Source organism: Microbacterium sp. C-MGS6 (assembly GCF_058140415.1).
Genome location: NZ_CM176934.1, coordinates 1,334,717 through 1,350,639, shown reverse-complemented (window position 1 = coordinate 1,350,639; position 15,923 = coordinate 1,334,717). Strand labels below are relative to the sequence as shown.

Annotated in this window: 16 protein-coding genes; 9 read left to right on the top strand and 7 right to left on the bottom strand. The window is 72.2% G+C overall.

Annotation, left to right across the window (positions count from 1 at the left end; all coding sequences use genetic code 11):
• The first annotated feature begins 87 nt into the window (after positions 1-87).
• Complete coding sequence (locus AC3B5L_RS06450; protein WP_187663731.1) at positions 88-720, top strand: PadR family transcriptional regulator; 633 nt, start codon at positions 88-90, stop codon at positions 718-720.
• A 72-nt stretch (positions 721-792) separates the two neighbouring features.
• A complete protein-coding gene (locus AC3B5L_RS06445) occupies positions 793-2,118 on the top strand; it encodes a coiled-coil domain-containing protein (protein WP_259955246.1) in 1,326 nt (441 codons plus the stop codon).
• Between the two features lie 63 nt (positions 2,119-2,181).
• Here AC3B5L_RS06445 and hpf read toward each other — a convergent pair whose 3' ends face one another.
• From hpf to mtrA, 5 genes are all read right to left on the bottom strand, one after another.
• Positions 2,182-2,838: a ribosome hibernation-promoting factor, HPF/YfiA family gene (hpf, locus tag AC3B5L_RS06440; RefSeq protein ID WP_085607163.1), complete on the bottom strand. Its 657-nt coding sequence runs from the start codon at positions 2,836-2,838 to the stop codon at positions 2,182-2,184.
• Positions 2,839-2,969: 131 nt separating this feature from the next.
• The gene (locus AC3B5L_RS06435; RefSeq protein ID WP_259953261.1) at positions 2,970-3,617 is read right to left on the bottom strand and encodes a ComF family protein; all 648 of its coding nucleotides are present in this window, start codon (positions 3,615-3,617) and stop codon (positions 2,970-2,972) included.
• A gap of 91 nt (positions 3,618-3,708) precedes the next feature.
• The gene (locus tag AC3B5L_RS06430) at positions 3,709-5,427 is read right to left on the bottom strand and encodes an LpqB family beta-propeller domain-containing protein (RefSeq protein WP_187663728.1); all 1,719 of its coding nucleotides are present in this window, start codon (positions 5,425-5,427) and stop codon (positions 3,709-3,711) included.
• Positions 5,424-7,103, bottom strand: a complete 1,680-nt coding sequence (mtrB, locus tag AC3B5L_RS06425) for an MtrAB system histidine kinase MtrB (RefSeq protein WP_280566175.1) — start codon at positions 7,101-7,103, stop codon at positions 5,424-5,426. Before mtrB ends, AC3B5L_RS06430 begins: the two co-directional genes overlap by 4 nt.
• A gap of 7 nt (positions 7,104-7,110) precedes the next feature.
• Positions 7,111-7,791: an MtrAB system response regulator MtrA gene (mtrA, locus tag AC3B5L_RS06420; protein ID WP_025103044.1), complete on the bottom strand. Its 681-nt coding sequence runs from the start codon at positions 7,789-7,791 to the stop codon at positions 7,111-7,113.
• Between the two features lie 95 nt (positions 7,792-7,886).
• Between mtrA and AC3B5L_RS06415 the strand changes: the two genes are divergently transcribed.
• The 5 genes from AC3B5L_RS06415 to AC3B5L_RS06395 all read left to right on the top strand — a co-directional run bounded on the left by AC3B5L_RS06415 (position 7,887) and on the right by AC3B5L_RS06395 (position 13,348).
• Positions 7,887-9,197, top strand: a complete 1,311-nt coding sequence (locus AC3B5L_RS06415; RefSeq protein WP_259953239.1) for a glycerophosphoryl diester phosphodiesterase membrane domain-containing protein — start codon at positions 7,887-7,889, stop codon at positions 9,195-9,197.
• Positions 9,164-9,835 carry a DUF4129 domain-containing protein gene (locus tag AC3B5L_RS06410; RefSeq protein WP_363445924.1) on the top strand — a complete coding sequence of 224 codons (672 nt, stop codon included), beginning with the start codon at positions 9,164-9,166 and terminating at the stop codon, positions 9,833-9,835. The genes AC3B5L_RS06415 and AC3B5L_RS06410 overlap by 34 nt, the downstream gene beginning before the upstream one ends.
• Positions 9,832-11,019: a DUF4350 domain-containing protein gene (locus tag AC3B5L_RS06405; RefSeq protein WP_259953236.1), complete on the top strand. Its 1,188-nt coding sequence runs from the start codon at positions 9,832-9,834 to the stop codon at positions 11,017-11,019. Before AC3B5L_RS06410 ends, AC3B5L_RS06405 begins: the two co-directional genes overlap by 4 nt.
• A 97-nt stretch (positions 11,020-11,116) precedes the next feature.
• Complete coding sequence (locus AC3B5L_RS06400) at positions 11,117-12,040, top strand: AAA family ATPase (RefSeq protein ID WP_259953275.1); 924 nt, start codon at positions 11,117-11,119, stop codon at positions 12,038-12,040.
• The gene (locus AC3B5L_RS06395; RefSeq protein WP_259953235.1) at positions 12,041-13,348 is read left to right on the top strand and encodes a DUF58 domain-containing protein; all 1,308 of its coding nucleotides are present in this window, start codon (positions 12,041-12,043) and stop codon (positions 13,346-13,348) included.
• A gap of 16 nt (positions 13,349-13,364) precedes the next feature.
• Here the strand turns inward: AC3B5L_RS06395 and AC3B5L_RS06390 are convergent, their stop codons facing one another.
• Positions 13,365-14,357, bottom strand: coding sequence for a stage II sporulation protein M (locus tag AC3B5L_RS06390; RefSeq protein WP_259953234.1), 993 nt, complete (start codon positions 14,355-14,357; stop codon positions 13,365-13,367).
• Between the two features lie 16 nt (positions 14,358-14,373).
• On the opposite strand from AC3B5L_RS06390, the gene AC3B5L_RS06385 reads away from it, so the two are divergent.
• Positions 14,374-15,183 (top strand): RDD family protein, encoded by an 810-nt coding sequence (locus tag AC3B5L_RS06385; protein WP_259953233.1) that lies wholly within the window; start codon positions 14,374-14,376, stop codon positions 15,181-15,183.
• Between the two features lie 21 nt (positions 15,184-15,204).
• Here the strand turns inward: AC3B5L_RS06385 and AC3B5L_RS06380 are convergent, their stop codons facing one another.
• Positions 15,205-15,411, bottom strand: coding sequence for a DUF3499 family protein (locus AC3B5L_RS06380; RefSeq protein WP_025103036.1), 207 nt, complete (start codon positions 15,409-15,411; stop codon positions 15,205-15,207).
• 78 nt (positions 15,412-15,489) lie between these two features.
• Between AC3B5L_RS06380 and AC3B5L_RS06375 the strand changes: the two genes are divergently transcribed.
• A complete protein-coding gene (locus tag AC3B5L_RS06375; RefSeq protein WP_259953229.1) occupies positions 15,490-15,915 on the top strand; it encodes a hypothetical protein in 426 nt (141 codons plus the stop codon).
• Positions 15,916-15,923: the final 8 nt, after the last annotated feature.

Here is a 15,923-nt window from a genome sequence, read left to right as displayed (position 1 = left end):
GGGCGGCCGCCGCGCCGCGTCAGTGAAATTGCCGGGTATGCATATACTCGGCACTGCTTTCCATCCACCATCCTCGGGAGACCGGCCATGTCCGTACGCCAGAGCCTGCTCGCCATCCTCGATCAGGGCCCCTGTTACGGCTACCAGCTGCGCCACGAGTTCGACCGCCGGACCGGGTCGACCTGGCCCCTCAACGTCGGCCAGATCTACAACACCCTGGAGCGACTCGAGCGCGACGGCCTCGTCCAGCGCGGGGAGGCCGACGACCACGGCCATGTCTACTGGCACATCACCGCAGCGGGCTCGGCCGAGGCGGCGCGCTGGCTCGCCGCCCCGGTGCTCCGCGCTCCGGCGACGCGCGAGGAGCTCGCCGTGAAACTCGCGGTCGCCGCCACGCTGCCCGGAGTGGATGCCGCGACCATCCTCCGCAGCCAGCGGGACGCCTCACAGCAGCGGCTGGACGAGCTGCGCCGCACGCCCTCCCCCGGGCTCGCGGCGGGCAGCCCCGAGGACCTCGCGTGGTCGCTCGTCCTCGACTCCCTCATCTGCGCGGCGGAAGCCGAGCTCCGCTGGCTCGATCAGGCGGAGGCGCGGCTCGCGCAGCACCCGCACCCCGAGATGGCGCTGGAACTGACCACCGAACGGCCCAAGAGGGGACGTCCGGCGAAGGCGACGCCGTTGGCCGTCGGCGGCGAGGACACCGTCGCGGTGCCCGCCTGAGCTCCGCGGCGGGCCGTTCGCCTGAAGCGGATGCTCAGCCCGCGCGGGTGCCGGGGAAACTAGGATCGGCACATGGCTGGATTTTGGGGTAGACGCAAACGCGAACAGGAAGAACTCGCCGCGCAGGACGCGGACCTCGCCCGACGCGCGGAGCAGGCACTCGTCGCCGCCGACGAGCGGATCCGCACCACCTCCGACGAGCTCGTCTTCGCGGAGGCCGAGCTCGGCGAGTCCCTGACGTCCGACCTCAAGGCCGCGCTGCTGTCGGTCCGGACGCACCTGCGGGAGGCGTTCCAGCTCCACCAGCTCAACCACGACGAGATCCCGGACACCGATGAGGAACTGCGCACGCGGAACGCGCGGATCCTGCAGCTCTGCGACTGGGCCCAGGACCTGCTCGACGAGAAGACCACCGTGCTCGCGGAGTCGGTCGCGAAGGTGCGGCGAGCGCCCGAGATCATCGCGCAGGTGCGCGCCGACGCGGAGGCTCTGAGCGCCCGCATCCCACAGACGGACGAGACCGTATCCCGGCTGTCCGCCCGCTACTCCGACTCCGCCATGCATCAGATCACCGCGAGCGCCGCCGAGGCGGAGCAGCTGATCCGCTTCGCCACCCACAGCGCCGACATCTCGGAGCGCCGTCGTGCCGCGAAGCAGAACGAGGAGGCGAACCTCGCACTGGAGACGGCCACCGAGGCGACGCGCCGCGCCGGCGCCCTGCTCGATGCCGTCGAGGACTTCGAGATCGAGGCGCTGCGCGCCGAGTCGACGCTGGCCGAGGTCATCGCCGACTCCCGCAACGACCTCATCGCCGCGCGGACCGCTCCTTCCACGCCCGCCGTGGCGGAAGCCGTCGCGCGGCTGCAGGCGGCTCTGGCCGCGCTCACCCCCTCGGGGCAGCCCAACGATCCGTTCGCGGAGCTCTCCCAGCTGCGCGAAGCGAACGCGGGCCTCGACCACGCCATCGCCACGGCGCGACACCGGGCCGAGAACCCCCTGCCGTCCATCGCACAGGTGCAGCACGCGATGGACGACGCCGACCGGCAGCTCGGGGTCGCCCGCGGCCTCATCGCCGGCCACCGCGGATGGATCGGCGCCGACGCCCGCACGCGTCTGGCCGAGGCCGAGCGGCTCCGCGTCGACCTTCCGGCTCTCCTGCCCGCCGAGGAGACGCGCGAGGCGGCCCTGGCGCAGGCCCGCAGAGTGGCCCACCTCGCCGCGGAAGCTCTCCAGCTCGCACAGCGGGACATCGACTCCTCGCGCCCGCAGGACCAGGACTGGGGCGGGGGCTGGGGCGGCGGCCCCCGTCGCGGCGGCGGCATGGGCGGTGGCGACCTCGCCTCCGGTATCCTCGGCGGGCTCGTCATCGGCAGCCTCCTGGACGGCATCTTCGACTGACGCCCCCGAGCTTCACACGAGAACGGCCCGATCCCCGCAGGGATCGGGCCGTTCTCGGTCCTGTCAGGAGGCGAGCGCCTCAGCGGGCGGAGCCTGCGTGCTGAGAGCGATGACACCGTAGTCCCAGCCCTTGCGGCGGTAGACCACGCTCGGGTGGTCGGTGCGCGCATCGACGAAGAGGAAGAAGTCGTGCCCGACGAGCTCCATCCGGTCGACGGCCTCCTCCACCGTCATCCACTCCGCCTCGAAGCTCTTCGTGCGGATGACGACCGGGGAGTAGTCCTCCTCCTCCTCGCTCTGCACGGGGATGCTCCCCGTCGCCACGGCGTGCAGCACCTCGGCTGAGGCGGGCTGCACGTCGATGCCCTCGAGCGAACCGCTGCCCTTCTCGAAGTGCGGGCCTCGCGGATGCTGTCGTCCGTCGACGCGCTTCTCCTTCGCGCGGCGCAGCTGCTCGGTCATCTTGTCGATCGCGAGGTCGAGCGCCACGAACTTGTCGCCGTCGACCGCTTCGGCACGGACCACGGGGCCCTTCCCGACGAGCGTCAACTCGACCGTCTCGTCCGGGACCCGACCGTTGCGGTAGACCCGGTGCGTGACCTTCACGTCCAGGCGTTGCGCCTTGGCGGCGAGTGTCTGGATCTTGGCGATCTTCTCTTCGACGACGGTGCGGAAGCGATCGGTGATGCCCACTCCGACGCCCACGATGCTCGTTTCCATTGCTGCCTCCTTGTCCCGGTCCACCCGGCCAAGGGCGGACCGTGGTCGCCTTGTGACACCCCACCGTAGTCCGACCCGCGGCCGATGTCACGGCCCGAGGCCCTGTGTCTCCGGTGAGTCTGCAATGAACCTCATCCGGATCGGGCCGACATCGGCGTGGCGGCGAGCGCGACGACCCCGGCGACGACGAATCCGGCGGCGACGAGGGCGCGGCTGGCCTCGTCGAGCGTGGCCCCCGTTGTCACGACGTCGTCCACCACGATCGCGGGTGCGCCGAGCCCTCGTCGGCGTGCGCGCATCGCGCCCCGGAGATTGTCGGCCCTCGCGACGGCAGACAGCTCGCGCTGGTCCCGCACCTGACGGGTGAGAGCGAGGACGCGCTGCGGCTCCGCACCGGCGGACCGGACGAGGAGCTCAGGCACGCGGTAGCCGCGCCGACGGAAGGCTGCCCGCGAGGTAGGGACGGGGATCACCCAGACTCCCGGTCCGACAGCAGGGAGGAGGACGGCGGAGAGGGCGGCGCCCAGCGGTCGTCCCAACGCGGTCTGCCCCGCTCCTTTCAGACGCCGGATGCAGGAAGCGGCCGGACCGTCCAGGTCGAGGGCGGCGCGGACCCGCAACCCGCCCGGGGTCCGCACGTCGCGCGGCCTCGCGGTGAGCGCGACCCGGCAGCTGTCGCAGAGCACGATGCCGGGCCGGTCGCATCCGGCACAACTCGCCGCGAGCAGCAGCGCCCCGGTCTCCGCGGCGAGCGCGCCCACCCGTGTCGTGAACCCCATGTCGAGATCCTGCCGTCAGGCGCGTGCCCCCGAGAGCCATCCCCTTGTGGCGGGACTCGATCGGCGCCGAGGCCGTTCCGTGCAGGAGAGGTCATTCGCCGGTTCGTGTGGCCAGGACGGAGACGCCTTCCGTCACCTCCCGCCACGCCGACCCCGCGTGCGCGAACAGCTGCCCCGAGGTGTCCAGGATGCGCACACCCGCCGGAGTGCGGGCACCGGCGATCGACGCCGCATTGCTGGGTGCACTCTCGGCCGAGCCCGGTCCGCCGACCGGCTGCACGATCAGACGGGGCGTCGTGGAGTCTGTGAGCACGGCCAGCCGATCGGGCCCCAGCCAGACGAGCCCCGTCGACGGCTCGGTGAGCTGGAGCAGCTGTCGCACCTCACCGAGCTCTGTGGGCACACCGGCGCCGTCCCGGACGACCGCCGCGACGACCACCCAGAGCTGGCCGCCGACCCGGACGACAGCCGCGAGCCTGGCGCCGTCGGCGGCGACCCGCAGATCGGAGATGGACGAGGCGTTCGGCCACGCGCCGGCGACCTCGTGTCCGACCACATCGGGGCCGACGGCGAGCACCGCCTGCGGGGCTGACGCGGGCACCGACCACACGTAGCCGTAGGGGTCGAGGGACGGCTGCACGAGGCCGGACCGGGCATCCAGCTCGTTGCGTCCGTTCTCGGTCGCGAGGTACACGTGGCCGTCGTCGAGCTGCAGCGCTGCGGTCGCGTCGTCCGCGGCCACGTCGATCGCCTCGATCGGCTGCGTGACCGCCTGGATCTGCGCGCTGATCCCGGGGATCGACGCGATCTCGTCACCGACGATGCGACCGAACCTGCCGTCCTTCAGCACGAGCGTCCCCGGCTCCGACGGGGTGCTGATGACATCGACGACCCCCGCGTCGAGCGCGCGGCCGTCGACGCTGAAACGCACCTGCGTGACGTTCACGCCCGCGGCCTTCAGCGTGGCCTGCAGCTGGGTGCGCATCCGGGCCAGCGTGGTCTCGTCCAGGCTCGCCGCGGGTCGGGTCAGCGCCACCTCGGCCGCCTGCCCCGTGATGAGCACCGCGTCCTGTGCCAGTTGGACGTCGGCGGGGAACGCCGTCTGCACGGCCGGATCGAGCCACTCCGCCGGAGTACCGCTGACGAGGGCCTGCGTCACGGTCGTCGCCGGGCTCTGGCGTCGCGGGAACCACCGCATATCCGGGACGAGTCGGGACCAGCGCGCGTCGAACCACTGCAGCGAGTACCCCTCGAACACATTCGGGAACCGGCTCTGGTCGATCACCACGCCGTCGGGCGCCTCGGTGATCCGCCACTCGCCGTCCTCCCCCCTCGCGAGCGCGAACGGCACGCTCGAGTCGCCGGGGGCACCGCTGTACGCCCCGGAGTCGTCCACGCTGGCGACCAGCTCGAGGAGGACCTGCACCTCGGCCTCCTCAGCGTCCTCCACCTGGTCGTCGGGGACGTTCGAGCTGAGGGTGCGGGCCTCGGGACCAGCGTCGATGGAGACCCCCGCCGATGGTCGCCAGCTGCGCTGCAGAGAAGGCGCCAGGAACTCCCGAGCCGTCGCCCAGTTGTCCGATGTCGTGATGCCGGCTTCGAGGAACCCCTCGACGATCTCCTCGGGGCCCGCCCCCGCGACGGGACCGGAAGCCACGGGGAGCACGTCGACGTCGTCCGGGGACTCCCCCAGCTGGAGACCGACCGCGACGTCGCCGCTCGTCGGCAGGCCGGCGCACGCGGGAAGCAGCAGCGCGACCAGCGCCAGTGCGGCGCCACGGACGAATCGGCTCCTCGCGCGCGGGCTCATGACTGGTCCTTCCCGTCGAGCAGATCGGAATAGGTCTCGGCGATCGAGATCGGCTGCGTCGCGTCGCCGAGTTCTGTGAGGGGCTCCTGCGGCTCCACCGAGATCGGGCTCGGGCCGTCCAGCACCCGGTCGTGGCGGGGAATGGTCAGCACGAAGTGCGAGCCCACCCCCAGCTCCGACCACACGGCGAGGGTGCCGCCGTGCAGGGTGGCGTCGCCGAGGGCGATCGACAGGCCGAGCCCCGTACCCCCGATGGTGCGCTGCCGCGACGGGTCGGCGCGCCAGAAGCGATCGAACACGCGTTCCGCGTCTCCGGGGTCCATCCCGAGCCCGAAGTCGCGCACGCCCGCGGCCACCGCGTGCTGGTTGCTGTCGACCGTGACGACGACCGGACGCCCTTCTCCATGCTCGATCGCGTTGCCGATCAGGTTCCGCAGCACGCGCCGCACACGACGCGGGTCCATATCCACCGGCGAGTAGCCGCCGGGCGCCACCAAGCGGATCTCCGTGCCATGCCCTTCCGCAAGAGGTCGCATCTGCTCGATGATGTCCTCTGCGAGTTGGGCGAGACTCGTCGCCTCCAGCTCGAGCTGCACGGACCCCGCGTCGTACCGACTGATCTCCAACAGGTCGGCCAGCAGCGTGTCGAACCGCTGCACCTGCGCGTGCAGGAGCTCGGCGGTGCGGGCGGTCGTGGGGTCGAACTCGTCGCGCTGGTCGTTGAGCATGTCGGCGGCGAGGCGGATCGTCGTCAGCGGGGTCCTGAGCTCGTGCGAGACGTCGGACACGAAGCGCTGCTGCACCATGGAGAGCTCGCCGAGCTCCTTGATCTGCGCCTCGATGCTGTCGGCCATGGCATTGAAGGAGCGCCCCAGCGTCGCGAGCTCGTCCTCGCCGTGCACCTCCAGCCGCACGCCGAGATCGCCCGCCGCGAGCCGCGCACTCGTCTCGGCCGCCTGGACGATCGGGGTGGACACGGTCCGCAGCACGATCCAGGAGATGGCCGCGACGATGGCCACCAGCCCGATGCCGGCGATCCAGAGGGTGCGCTGCACGAACACGAGGGTCTGGTCGGCGTCGGCGAGGTCGTAGGCGAAGTAGATCTCGAAGGTCCCGGCCTGCGGCACCTGGAGCTGCTGCCCCACGACGATGCCCGGCACGACGCCGCCGTCCTCCGTGGGCAGGGCGACGGACTGCCAGGCCTGCCGGTCGTCGAACTCGCGGACCCTGGCCTGCAGCTCGGGGCTCAGCAGATCCGGCGTGAGCCCGGCGGTGAAGCCGTTGAGCCGGACCGTCCCCGAGCCGTCCTGGATCTTGAAGCCGGCGAGCAGGTCGGCGCTCGACGTGCGCGAGAGGGTGTCGGGGATGCCGTTCCACAGATCGGTGAGCGCGGCGGGGTCATCGCCCACCTCCGCCACGTCCAGCAGGGACTGCGCCTGGTCCACCGCTCGGCGTGCGTCCTCCAGGGCCACATTCTTCCGCGACACGAAGAGGTCGTTCTGGATGACCAGCGCCATCGTGACGCACGTGATGAGGATCGCCAGCGACGTGGCGACGAGGGTGATCGCGAGGGTGCGGAACCGGAGTGAGCGCCGCCACAGCGCCGCCAGCACGTCCGGCCAGCCGCGCCAGTCGCGGAGGACGGCGACGGCCGTGGTCGCAGTCGTCGCGGCCATGGGGTCCCTAGGTGACGCTGCCGGCGCGGTAGCCGACGCCGCGGACCGTCATGACGATCTTGGGGTTGTCCGGGTCGAGCTCGACCTTCGCCCGCAGCCGCTGCACGTGCACGTTCACGAGCCGGGTGTCCGCCTTGTAGTGGTAGCCCCAGACCTGTTCGAGGAGCATCTCGCGGGAGAACACCTGCTGCGGCTTGGAAGCGAGGGCCACGAGAAGCTGGAACTCGAGCGGTGTGAGGGCGATCGGGGTCGTCCCGCGGCGCACCTCGTGCGCGTCCACGTCGACGGTGAGGTCGCCGATCCGCAGCTGCTCGCTGGAGGCCTGCGGCGTCGGGCGCAGCCGGGTGCGGATGCGGGCCACGAGCTCCTTCGGGTTGAACGGCTTGACCATGTAGTCGTCGGCGCCGACCTCGAGGCCGCGGACGACGTCCGCCGTGTCGCTGCGCGCCGTCAGCATGATGATCGGCACGCCCGACTCGGCGCGGATGCGCGTGCAGATCTCGATGCCGTCCATTCCGGGGAGCATCAGGTCCAGGAGCACCAGGTCGGGGCGCTGCGCGCGCCACTCGTCGACCGCGCGCGCACCGTCCGCGCAGAACACCGGCTCGAATCCCTCGGTGCGCAGCACGATGCCGATCATCTCGGCGAGCGCGGTGTCGTCGTCGACCACAAGGATGCGTGAGGTCATAACTGTTACCTTATGGCACCGAGTCCCGCCCTCCGCAGGTCTGCGCCTCAGTGCCCGGATATGACACGATGGGAGCGCACGACGGAGGGAGGCCCGTGAGCGGCCAGACGTGGACCCCAGCTCCCCGGAAGGGCATCATCCCCCTTCATCCGCTGACGTTCGGCATGCTGCTGGGCAAGGCCTTCGCGGCGCTGCGGCACAACCCGAAGGTCCTGTTCGGGTTCGCCGTCGTCATCCAGCTCATCGTCGTCGTCGCCACCGCCGGGGTGATGGGGCTCGTCCTGTTCTCGACGTTCTCCCGGCTGGAGACGGTCTCCCCCTCCTCCCCCGACTTCGAGGCCGTGTTCGCCGGCACGATCGCCATCAACCTCATCGCCGGCCTCGTCGTCGGGCTCGCCTCCGTCGCGTTCACCGCGATCATGCAGGGGGTGGTGGCCGCCGAGGTCGGCTACGCGACGGTCGGCGTCAAGGCCACGCTGCGGATGCTGTGGCGCCGCATGGCCCCGGCCTTCTGGCGGCTCGCCGGCTTCGCCTCCCTCTCCGTGCTCGCGCTCTTCGGCGGCCTCGCGATCGTCGCGGCCGTCATCGCCGCTCTCATCGCCGGCGGTCTCGGGGGCACCCCGGAGATGATCGGCATCGTCGTGCTCGTCGTGGTGCTCCTGGCCCTGGCGGCGATCCCGCTCACGGTCTGGCTGTCGACCAAGCTGCTGCTCGTCCCGTCGATCCTCGTGCTGGAGCGGGCCCGCTTCCGGGAGGCGTTCGTGCGGTCGTGGCGCCTGACCCGCGGCCGGTTCTGGGTCGCGTTCGGCGTGACCTTCCTCATCAGCCTCATCATGGGCCTGGCGATGCAGGTGGTCAGCATCCCGACCGCCATGTTCTCCTCGTTCCTCGGGACGGTCATCGCCCCGACCGGGTCCAGCGAGCCGAGCGCCGTCATCGCGTATGTCTTCGCCCTCCTCGCCCCGCAGATGCTGCTGCTGATCCTGCAGGCGATCACCATCGTCGTGCAGAGCACCGGCGGCGTGCTCGTCTACCTCGACTGCCGGATGCGCTACGAGGGACTCGACCAGACGCTCCTCTCCCACGTGGAGCGCCGCGACCTCGGTGTGCCGGAAGACCAGCTCGGCGACCCGTTCGCGATCGATCCCGCCCGTGCCGTCACCAGCGCTCCCCCGCCCCGGCAGGTGCCGGAGCACGTGATGATGTCCCAGGGCTACGGCTCTCCGGCGTATGGCGGGCCCCCCGTGGCGCCGATGCCGTTCCCGGGGGCGGCGGGTCCTCTTCCGACCTCTCCCGCGCCGACCGCGTTCGCCCCTCCGCCGCCGCCCGCACCGGCCCCTCCCGCCCCGCCGTCCGCCGAGGACGCAGCCGGATGGACGGCGCCGGGCAGCACCCCGCCGTCATGATGCGACGGTTCGACGACGTCTTCGTCCCGGACGGGGACGAAGCGCGACGCTGGGCCGAGGAGGAGCTGTCCAATCCGCGGTACGCGGACGCGAAGCCCACGTGGTTCGACCTTCTCGCCCGCGACGTGATGCGCTTCCTCACCGATCTCTTCAGCGGGGAGAACGGGGCGAGCGTCGGCCCGACCGCACTCATCGTGGTCACGGTGCTCATCGCCGCGGCTCTGGTCACCGCGCTGATCGTGTGGGGACGCCCCCGACGCTCGAGAGCGATCCGGCGCGCGCACGGCGACCTCCTCGGCGCCGCCGACGACCGCAGCGCGGCACAGCTCCGCGCCGACGCCGAGCGCAGCGCACGCCAGAGCGATTGGGACGCCGCGGTCGTGCTCCGCTACCGCGCGATCGCCCGCAGCCTGCTCGAGCGTGACCTCATCGATCCGGCGCCCGGAGCGACGGCGCAGTCCCTCGCCCGCTCCGCGAGCGCGGTCTTCACCGACGAGGCGGACGCCCTGCGGCGGGCCGCCGCGTCCTTCGACGACGTGCGCTACCTACGGCATCCCGCCACGGAGGACGACTACCGGCACCTCGCCGCGACGGACGAGCGCCTCCGCGCCCACCGCCCCGAGGGGGTGCCCGCGTGACGACGATCGCATCGGACGAGATCGCCGTCGACACCACCGCCGAGCGCCCGCGGCGTCGGACCGCCTCTCTCCTCGGGTGGCTCCTCGTCGCGGCGCTCGTGGTCGCGGTCGCCCTCGCAGCCTCCCAACTCGCGGCGAGCGGCCCCGGCGCGCGGGGCACCCTCGATCCGGAGAGCCGGTCCGGCACCGGCGCCCTGGCCCTGGCCGAGCTGCTGCGGGACCAGGGAGTCGAGGTCGAGGTCGTCCGCTCGCGGGCCGCGGCAGCCGCCGCCCTCGACGAGGACACCACGCTGGCCCTGACCAACCCCTACACGCTCTCCGACGACGCGCTGGCGGATCTCCTCGCGCCGGCCGACCGCGTCGTCTTCCTCTCCACAGGCACGCATCTGCTGGCCGAACTCGCGATCGGCGAGAACGCGTCGGGTTCGGCCGCGCCGAGAACAGCCACCTGCGCAGTCCCCGAGTTCGCCGAAGTCGGCGCCATCCGCCCTGATCGGCTCTTCTCCCCCGCGGACGACGTGACCGGGTGCTTCGGCGAGGACGATGCCGCGGCCGTGCTCGTCGACGAGAGGGACGGATACCGCGCGGTGGTCGAGGGCGTGAAGCTGTTCAGCAACGCGGCCCTCGCCGAGGACGGCAACGCCGCGCTCGGACTCGCCCTGCTCGGGCAGACCGACCGGGTCGTCTGGTACGTCCCGTCGTTCGAGGACACCGACATCGAGGGCACCACCCCCGACACGCTCGGGAGCCTCACCCCGGACTGGGTCACCCCGGCGATCCTGCTGCTCCTCGCCGCGGGCCTGGCCGTCGCCCTCGCCCGCGGCCGACGTTTCGGCCCGCTCGTGGCGGAGACCCTTCCGGTGACCGTCCGCGCGTCGGAGACGATGCACGGACGCGCGCGGCTGACGGCCAGGGCCGCGGACGCCCCACACGCCGCGGACGCACTGCGGGAGGGCACCCGGAGGCGACTGGCCCGACGACTCGGGTTGGCTGTGCACGCGGACGCGGACGAGATCGCCGACGCCGCCGCCGACCGTCTCCGGATCCCGCGCGGCACGCTGCAGAGCCTGCTGTCGGGACCTCCACCCACCGACGACGCCGCCCTCGTCGCGCTCGCCCGTCGCCTCGACGAGCTCGAGACCGCCGTGGAGACGAGCGCGCAGTCCCCGCGGAGCGGCACATGACCATCCGTCCGCCCCACACCCCTTTTCCGACCGAAGCCGAGGAGACCCCGTGACCGACGAGAACAGTCCCGCCGACGACGCCGCGCTGCGCCAGGCCATGCACCGCGTCCGCACCGAGGTCGACAAGGCGGTGGTCGGCCAGGCCGGCACGGTCACCGGCCTGCTCGTGTCGCTCCTGGCGCGCGGCCATGTGCTGCTGGAGGGTGTTCCCGGCGTGGCGAAGACCCTGGTCGTGCGGTCGTTCGCCCGGGCTCTCGGGCTCGACACCAAACGCGTCCAGTTCACGCCCGACCTGATGCCCGGCGACGTCACGGGGTCCCTCGTCTACGACGCCAGGACCGGGGAGTTCGACTTCCGCGCGGGCCCCGTGTTCACGCACATCCTGCTTGCGGACGAGATCAACCGCACGCCCCCGAAGACCCAGGCGGCGCTCCTGGAGGCGATGGAGGAGCGTCAGGTCTCCGCGGACGGCGTGAGCCGCGCGCTGCCCGACCCGTTCCTCGTCGCCGCGACGCAGAACCCCGTCGAGCACGAGGGGACCTACTCTCTGCCCGAAGCCCAACTCGACCGCTTCCTGATGAAGCTCGTCGTCGGCATGCCGGAACGCGACGCCGAGGTGTCCGTGCTCCGGCGCCATGCCCAGGGCTTCTCGCCGCGCGAGCTCACGGGTGTGGAGGCCGTGATCGGCGCCGACGAGATCCGCGCCGCCCAGCGGGCCGCCGCCCGGGTCGAGGTGACCGACGACGTGCTCGGCTACGTGGTCGACCTGGCCCGCGCGACCCGCCACTCCCCCTCCGTCGAGCTCGGGGCGAGCCCCCGCGCCTCGACGGGACTGCTCGCCGCGGCCAAGGCCTGGGCCTGGCTCAACGCCTCCACCGCCGTGACGCCGGACCACGTGCAGACGATGCTCGTCCCGGTCTGGCGGCATCGTCTCCAGCTCCGTCCTGACGCGCAGATGGAGGGCGTGTCCGCGGACGCCGTGCTGACATCGGTGGTCCAGCAGACCCGGGTGCCGATCTAGGTGTTCGTCTCGGGCCGTCTCGCCGTCGCCCTCGCCGTCGGCATCGTGCCGCTGGTCCTCACCGGGCTGGCGGGGTTTCCGCCGTATGCGGTGCTGGGCGGGTGGATCGGGCTGTGCCTCCTCCTCGTGGCCGTCGACGTCCTCCTGGCCGGCGACCCGCGCGCGGCGACCGTCACCCGTCGCGTCCCGTCGCGCGCCCGGCTCGGCGAGCAGGTGCCGGTCAGCGTGGCGGTGCAGAACCGGGGGACGCGGACGCTCGACGTCCTGCTCCGCGACGCGTGGCAGCCCACCGCGGGAGCGCCGTCGGAACGGCAGCACCTGCGCATTCCGCCCGGGGAACGGCGGCGCGTGGACATCCCCCTCCGCCCGAGACGCCGTGGCGAGCTCGTCAGCGCCTTCGTCGTGCTTCGTTCCCGCGGTCCCCTGGGGCTCGCCGGCCGACAGGCACTGCACCCCGTCCGTGGCGCGATCCGTGTGCTGCCCGCCTTCTCCTCGCGCAAGCATCTGCCTTCGCGGCTGGCGCGGCTGCGGGAGCTCGATGGGAACACCAGCATCCAGGTCCGGGGACAGGGCACCGAGTTCGACTCCCTGCGCGAGTATGTGCGAGGGGACGACGTCCGCTCCATCGACTGGCGGGCGACGGCACGAGCGGGGACGACGATGCTGCGCACCTGGCGCCCCGAGCGCGACCGGCATGTGGTCCTCATCGTCGACACCGGGCGCACGGCCGCAGCCCGGGTGGGCGACGGCACACGACTCGATGCGGCGCTGGAGGCCGCGCTCCTGCTCTCCGCGCTCGCGGCACGGGCAGGCGACCACGTGCACCTGCTCATGCACGACAGGGTGACCAGGGCACGGGTGACCGGGGTGGACGGCGCGGCGCTCCTGCCGGCTCTCACCGACGCCATGGCTCCGGTGCACGCCCGCCTCGTCGACACCGATTGGCATGGGGCCTTCGCGGCGGTGCGGACGCTGACCACGCGTCCCTCTCTTCTCGTCGTGCTCACGGCGCAGGACGCCGCCGAGTCGGCACGGGGCTTCCTCGGTGCCTTCCCCGACGCCTCACGGGCCATGACGGTGTTGGTCGGATCGGTGACGGACGACGGCATCGCCGCCCTCACCCGCGCGCGGGAGTCCCGGGAGGACGTCTATCTCGCCGCCGCCGCCGAGCGCACGCTCCGGGACGCCGAGAACGTCGCGGACGCGATCCGCCGCGCCGGTGGCGAAGCCATCGCGGCGGACCCCGAGGACCTCCCGCCGCGGATCGCCGACCGCTACCTCGAGCTCAAGGCGGCGGGGCGGCTCTGACGGCGGTCGCCGTGCCTCAGCCCGCCACGAGCCGCGGCGTGCCGGACTCGTACTCGACGAGGTCACCGGTCTCGCCGCGGCGATAGGCGCGCCTGCCGATCACGAGCATGTAGATGAGGAAGACCGCGAGGGCCGCGGCACCGATGCCGATCTTGACCGGCCAGGGCAGTGCCCATCCGGTGACGAACCCCTCGACCAGCCCGGAGAGGAAGAGCGCGAACACGAGCCCGAGGGCGACGGTGGCCAGCGCCCTGCCCTCCTCCGCGAGCGCCTCGCCGCGGGTGCGGTGGCCCGGCGCGACCCAGGCCCAGAACATGTGCAGGCCGGCGGCCGCGGCGACGAAGATGCACGTCATCTCCAGCATGCCGTGGGGAAGGATGTACAGGACCATGAGGTCGGCCTTGTCGTGGATCGCCATGACCGCCCCCGACGTGCCCAGCCCCATGGCGTTCTGCACGAGCATGTAGACGGGCCAGATGCCGGTCACCCCGAACAGCACGCACTGCATCGCTATCCAGGCATTGTTCGTCCAGACCATCCCCATGAACACCGCTGCGGGGTTCTCGGTGTAGTAGCCGGTGAAGCTCTCGTCGGCGTACTGCTCCAAGGCGTCCGGTGGACCGAGCGTGGCGACGAGCGCCGGGTCACCGGCGATCCACGCGGCCGTGCCGACGGCGACCGCCACGAAGGCGAGCGCGATGACCAGGGTCGTCCGACGCAGGCGGTAGAGCGCCGCGGGGAGCTGGAGGCGGAAGAACCGCGACGTCTGGGTGAGGATGCTGTCCGCGGCCCCCGTGAGCCGGAGCCGCGCACGCACGAGGATCGTGGAGAGGTAGGCGCCCTGCGGGGACTCCCCGACCGACGTCTTCAGTTCCGCGAGGTCGGCCGATGCGGCACGGTAGCGCACGATGAGCTCGTCGACACCGGCACCGTCCAGGCGGGCACGGCTGAGGGTGTCCAGCCGTTCCCATTCGGACCGGCGCGCATCGGTGAGGGCATCGGCATCCACCTGATTTACTGTACTCATGTCCGCGCAGATCGACGTCTCCGACGAGGTGCTCTCCGGCGAGGCGGTCGCGATCGACGTCCAGCCGGTGGGGTTCCTCCTCCGGGCGGCCGGGGCCGTCATCGACATGCTGCTGGGCTACGCCGTCTTCGTCGGGTCGATCTTCCTGCGCATCTGGCTTCTCGACATCGGCGTGCTCGACACCGCAACCGACCGCATCGCCCTCGTGGCCTCCCTCGTCATCAGCTTCGTGATCCTGCCGATCACGATGGAGGTGGCGCTGAAGGGACGCAGCCTCGGAAAGCTCGCCGTCGGCGGCAGGATCGTACGGATGGACGGCGGAGCGGCCGGGTTCCGCCACGCGTTCATCCGCGCCCTGCTCGGCGTCCTCGAGATCTATCTCACCTTCGGCGGCCTCGCCGTCCTGGTCGGGGCCTTCACGGCGCGTTCCCAGCGCCTCGGCGACCTGGTCGCCGGCACGTACAGCCAGCGGGTGCGCACCCCGCAGCTGGTCACGCTCGCGCCGACGCTGCCTCCGGCGCTGACGGCATGGGCGCAGGTCGCCGACGTGGCGCGGCTTCCTGATCGGCTCGCCCGCCGCATCTCCCAATTCCTCGTGAGCGCCCCGCGCATGCTCCCGGCTGCTCGGGAACGCGTGGCCCGCGACCTGCTCGCCGAGGCCGCACCCTTCCTCTCCCCCGTACCGGCGGCGCCGCCCGAGCTCGTGCTGGTCGGTGTCACCGTCCTCCGGCGCGAGCGCGAACGCCGCGCGCTGGACAACGCGGATCGACGTGCGGAGCGACTGACGGGTCGCCGTCTGGGCGCCTGACCACCTCGCCGGTCGCGTCGGTCAGGCGCGCAGGGCCTCGTGGCGGACGACCAGCCATCCCGCAGGGACGGAGAGGCGGTCCGCATGCGGCGCACAGAGGTCGTGCGCCTGCGGATCGTTCGCCGCACCGAGCGGCCCGAGCGCGGCCATCTGATCGCCATAGTCATACGTGAGGGTGGCCACGGCCTCGCGCGCGCAGCCGACCTTCGAGCACAGTCGTCCGTCCATCTCCGTCAGCGTACGGCGCCCCCCGGCGGCGGCGGGGCTGCCGCGCCGGGAGCCGCCACAGCGCCTAGACTTTTCGGCATGCCCCGTCGCCGTTCCGTCCCCGCCGCCGCCGCTCGCCGCGGTGCCAGGCACGGCCGGCACGGTCGTCTCGGACGCAGCGAAGTCGTGAAGCCGCCGCTTGCCCCGCTGGACGGCCGCATCGATCGCTTCGACCTCACCGTGGGCACAGCGGTCGAGTTCCTGCGCGGGACGTGGCCGGAACTCCAGGACGTCCGATTCGAGATCGGTGCGCTGCCGACGTACGACGCCGACGGCGAGGTGCCGCGTTGGCACCTCGACCGCGATCAGCGGAGGATCGTCCTCTTCCGGATCCCGATCGAGCGGCTGCTCCCGCCGGGACACGACGACGCCGCGCATCGACGGATGGCGATCGAGAGTGCCGTCTTCCGTGCGGCGGCGGAGTACGTCGGCCGGGAGCCGTGGGATCTCGGCCACGACCGCTGACCCCGCCC